Here is a 3,270-nt window from a genome sequence, read left to right on the forward strand (position 1 = left end):
TCCACAGTGTCGGATTTCAGTGTGATCGCAGCTTCCCGCAACGTGCTCCCGGTGGTTATTACATCATCAACAACGAGAATAGAACCGGACACGGGAGTGCAACAGTGAAACTTTCCCTTTACATTGCTCTCCCGTTCAGAATCGCTTGAGGCGACTTGCGGTTTTGCAATTCCGATTCTCGACAATGCTTTTACTACCGGAGTATCAAGAAGTTGAGCAAGATGAGTCGCAATTTGATGAACTGGATCGAAACCACGATGGCGGACGTGGTACCAATGAGGTGGTATCGGTACGATTGCGTCGTACGTGGTGGAAAGTGTTGTTTCAGCCCACTCCTTCGTATAATACTCCTGCAGTAACAATTCACCCAACTGGGGCATTTTTCCATACTTCCAGCGCTCAATCGCCAGCCGAATCGCACCGTCATATCGCCAAATTGCATGGATTTCGTAAAGAGGTGAGTTTTCAGGTGTCAAGACATTAACAGCGGGTCGCAGGAATTTTCGGCATTTTGGGCAAATCCAACCGCTCGGAATTCTTACTTCGCATTGCATACAGATGGTGGGAAGTAGCAACTCCTCGAAAGAAGCGATTACCTGTCGCAACTGGTTCATTTTATCTTTAAACGTCTGACATCGCCTATTCGCTCAGTGAGATTTCGACGATCCATCTCTTCGACAATCGCAATCGCTGATTTTCGAGATGTATTCAGTACTACAGCAATTTCTGCCGCGCTCATCGTTTCCTGTTCTTTAAGTTTCTGGAGAACTTGCTCGAAAGCAACTTGAATTTGCCCGGTAAGGAACCAGAGCCTGCCTTCCAAGACTGTCACCTCTCCCCGCTCACGCAGTAACTCGATCAAACGATGTAACTCTTTTTCAGGGATACTCAATTCTTCCGAGAGTGTAACTGGAGCTGTGGGCGACAGTCCATCCGATGTGAGCCGTTGCTTAAGGCGATCTACTTTCTCGGAATCGGTTTGCGACAACACTGGTACAAAATCCATAGTTCGGAAGTATCCCCGGTCGCTTTCGATAACTTGCTCACAGAGGAGATCGCTCACGAGTTGGTCGGTAAGGGTTGTGCCGATGCGTTGTTGTAGTGGCGGTAAAATAGTCGAAGCAGGTATTCCCACCCGCTCAGGGTGATCCTTCTGGAATGCAATAACCTGTTCGCGAAAGTGCTGCTTCTCTTTTGCAAAATGTTAGACACGGAGCACTCGGGTCTCTCCTTCAAGCAAGACATTCTCAATTTTTGCTTGAATAATATGCTGCAACAAAACTGCTTTTGGCAGCGAGAGGGCAATGGAAAGGCGGGCGATTGTCGCAGCCGATGGTTCGGTTTCGGCAACTGCTGCTTGTAGATACTGCGATTGTTTCAGAGTTGGTAACCGCAAAGGTAACCACTCAATATTTTCGGAGGAACGAAGCCGATGGAGTGGATTCGGATTAAGGACGATTCCGCCGCCGATGGTCCCTGCAGGCGAGTAACGACGAATTACAAAACGTTCATGAAACTGAGTTACAAAGGGAGTTTCCGCTTGAAAGCGGGCAAAGGTCGATTCACCCGGCTGTAAAAATGTTTGATTAAGAAAATCAAGCCGTCCGATAATTTCGGCAGTGCCAGAATGAAAGCGCACCCGGGAGCGATGCTTGATTGGCTCGTCTCCCATTGCTGAAACCTGAACATCGATTTCGGTGGTAGCTGTAAAGACCCCCGGCTCACAGAGACGATCCCCACGCTCAACAGAATCCCGGTCGATTCCAGTAATGTTAATCGCCGCCCGTTCCCCGGAACCAACCCGCTCCCGAGCGATGTTCTGCGATTGTATGCCGCGAACCCGCACCGTGAGGTTTTTCGGTTGAATTTCAATGGTATCGCCAACTTTTAACTCACCGCCCGATACCGTTCCCGTGACAACAGCGCCAAAGCCCGGCTTGGTAAACACCCGATCTACCGCTAATGAAAAAGCAACGCTGGACGACTTTGCCGGAATCGATTCGGCTAACTGCTGTAAAGCGATGCGCAATTCCGGTATCCCTTGCTGTGTAAGCGAATCGACCGAAAGGATTGACGCATCGGATAATGTACCTCTCGCGAGCATTGTACGAACGTCGTCGATTACCATTTCGAGCCATACGGGGTCAGCTAACGACGTTTTTGTTATCGCGACGATACCTCTGTGAACTCCTAATAATGAGAGAATGGCGTAGTGTTCTCGGGTTTGGGGCATAACCCCGTCATCGGCGGCAACTACCAGAAGCGCCGCATCAATTCCAGTCGCTCCAGCAACCATGTTTTTCACAAATCGTTCATGACCGGGTACATCAACGAATGCGATTCCATGTTCCCAAAATGCGAAACCAAGATCGATGGTCATGCCGCGAGCTTGTTCTTCGGGCAGTCGGTCGGGATCGGTTCCAGTTAGTACTCTGACGAGGGTCGATTTACCGTGGTCAATATGACCGGCAGTACCGATAACGAGTCGATGTTGCGGGTTAGTAACGGTCATTGGATTAGAACTTGATGAGACCAAATGCAACGGCAAGGAGATACACCGCAGGGGAAGTCAAGATTAAGCTATCGAAACGGTCAAAGACCCCACCATGCTCGGGGAGCAGTTTCCCGGAATCTTTTACACCGGCACTCCGTTTGAACATTGATTCCAACAAGTCACCAGCTTGCCCAATGGTGCCAGCAACAAACGCAGTTGCGACGAGAAACTCCCATGGCAGAAATTCACTCAATAGTAATACTCCAGTTAAACTCCAAAGCATTGCACCGAATAATCCAAAGATTGCACCTTCGACCGTTTTCTTCGGAGATATTTCGGGAGCAAGTGGACGTTTCCCCATCTTTTTGCCACCGAGATAGGCAAAGGTATCGCATACCCATATCAGCGACATGAGATACAGTGTGAAGATACCGCCTTCCCAAGTTGCGTCGGGTAACAGCAGTTTTCGCAGAATGACAAGCGTCGAGAGAAAGCCAACGATATAAACAAATCCGCCAATCGAACCGGCTGCTCGTAAGGACATGTTTTGTCCGCTACCCCGTAACGAAAATAACGCTAATAGCAAAACAACAAACAATCCGAGGTGAAAGCCAAGATGAAAATCGATCCACACTAAAAGTACCACCGCTGCGGAAAGTATCGCCGAGGAAGTTCGTACGACTTCCGCACCGGAGTGGCGCAGTATCGTCATATACTCGAACATCGCCATCGCTGCGATTAGTGCGATTAAAACGGCAAACGACCAACTCCCAAGT

4 protein-coding genes are annotated in these 3,270 nt (G+C 49.2%); all 4 read right to left on the minus strand.

All coding sequences use genetic code 11. The features are described from left to right. On the minus strand, nt 1-614 hold a 614-nt coding region (locus OEM52_14570; protein ID MDK9701359.1), incomplete at its 3' end, for a hypothetical protein. Next, nucleotides 611-1,135, minus strand: coding sequence for a SelB C-terminal domain-containing protein (locus OEM52_14575; GenBank protein MDK9701360.1), 525 nt, complete (start codon nt 1,133-1,135; stop codon nt 611-613). The genes OEM52_14570 and OEM52_14575, both read right to left, overlap by 4 nt. Before the next feature lie 69 nt (nt 1,136-1,204). After that, on the minus strand, nt 1,205-2,548 hold the full coding sequence (gene selB, locus OEM52_14580; protein ID MDK9701361.1) for a selenocysteine-specific translation elongation factor: 1,344 nt from the start codon (nt 2,546-2,548) through the stop codon (nt 1,205-1,207). Further along, on the minus strand, nt 2,517-3,270 hold a 754-nt coding region (locus OEM52_14585; protein MDK9701362.1), incomplete at its 5' end, for a phosphatidate cytidylyltransferase. The genes selB and OEM52_14585, both read right to left, overlap by 32 nt.

The sequence above is a fragment of the bacterium genome (assembly GCA_030247525.1).
GTDB lineage: Bacteria > Electryoneota > JAOADG01 > JAOADG01 > JAOADG01 > JAOTSC01.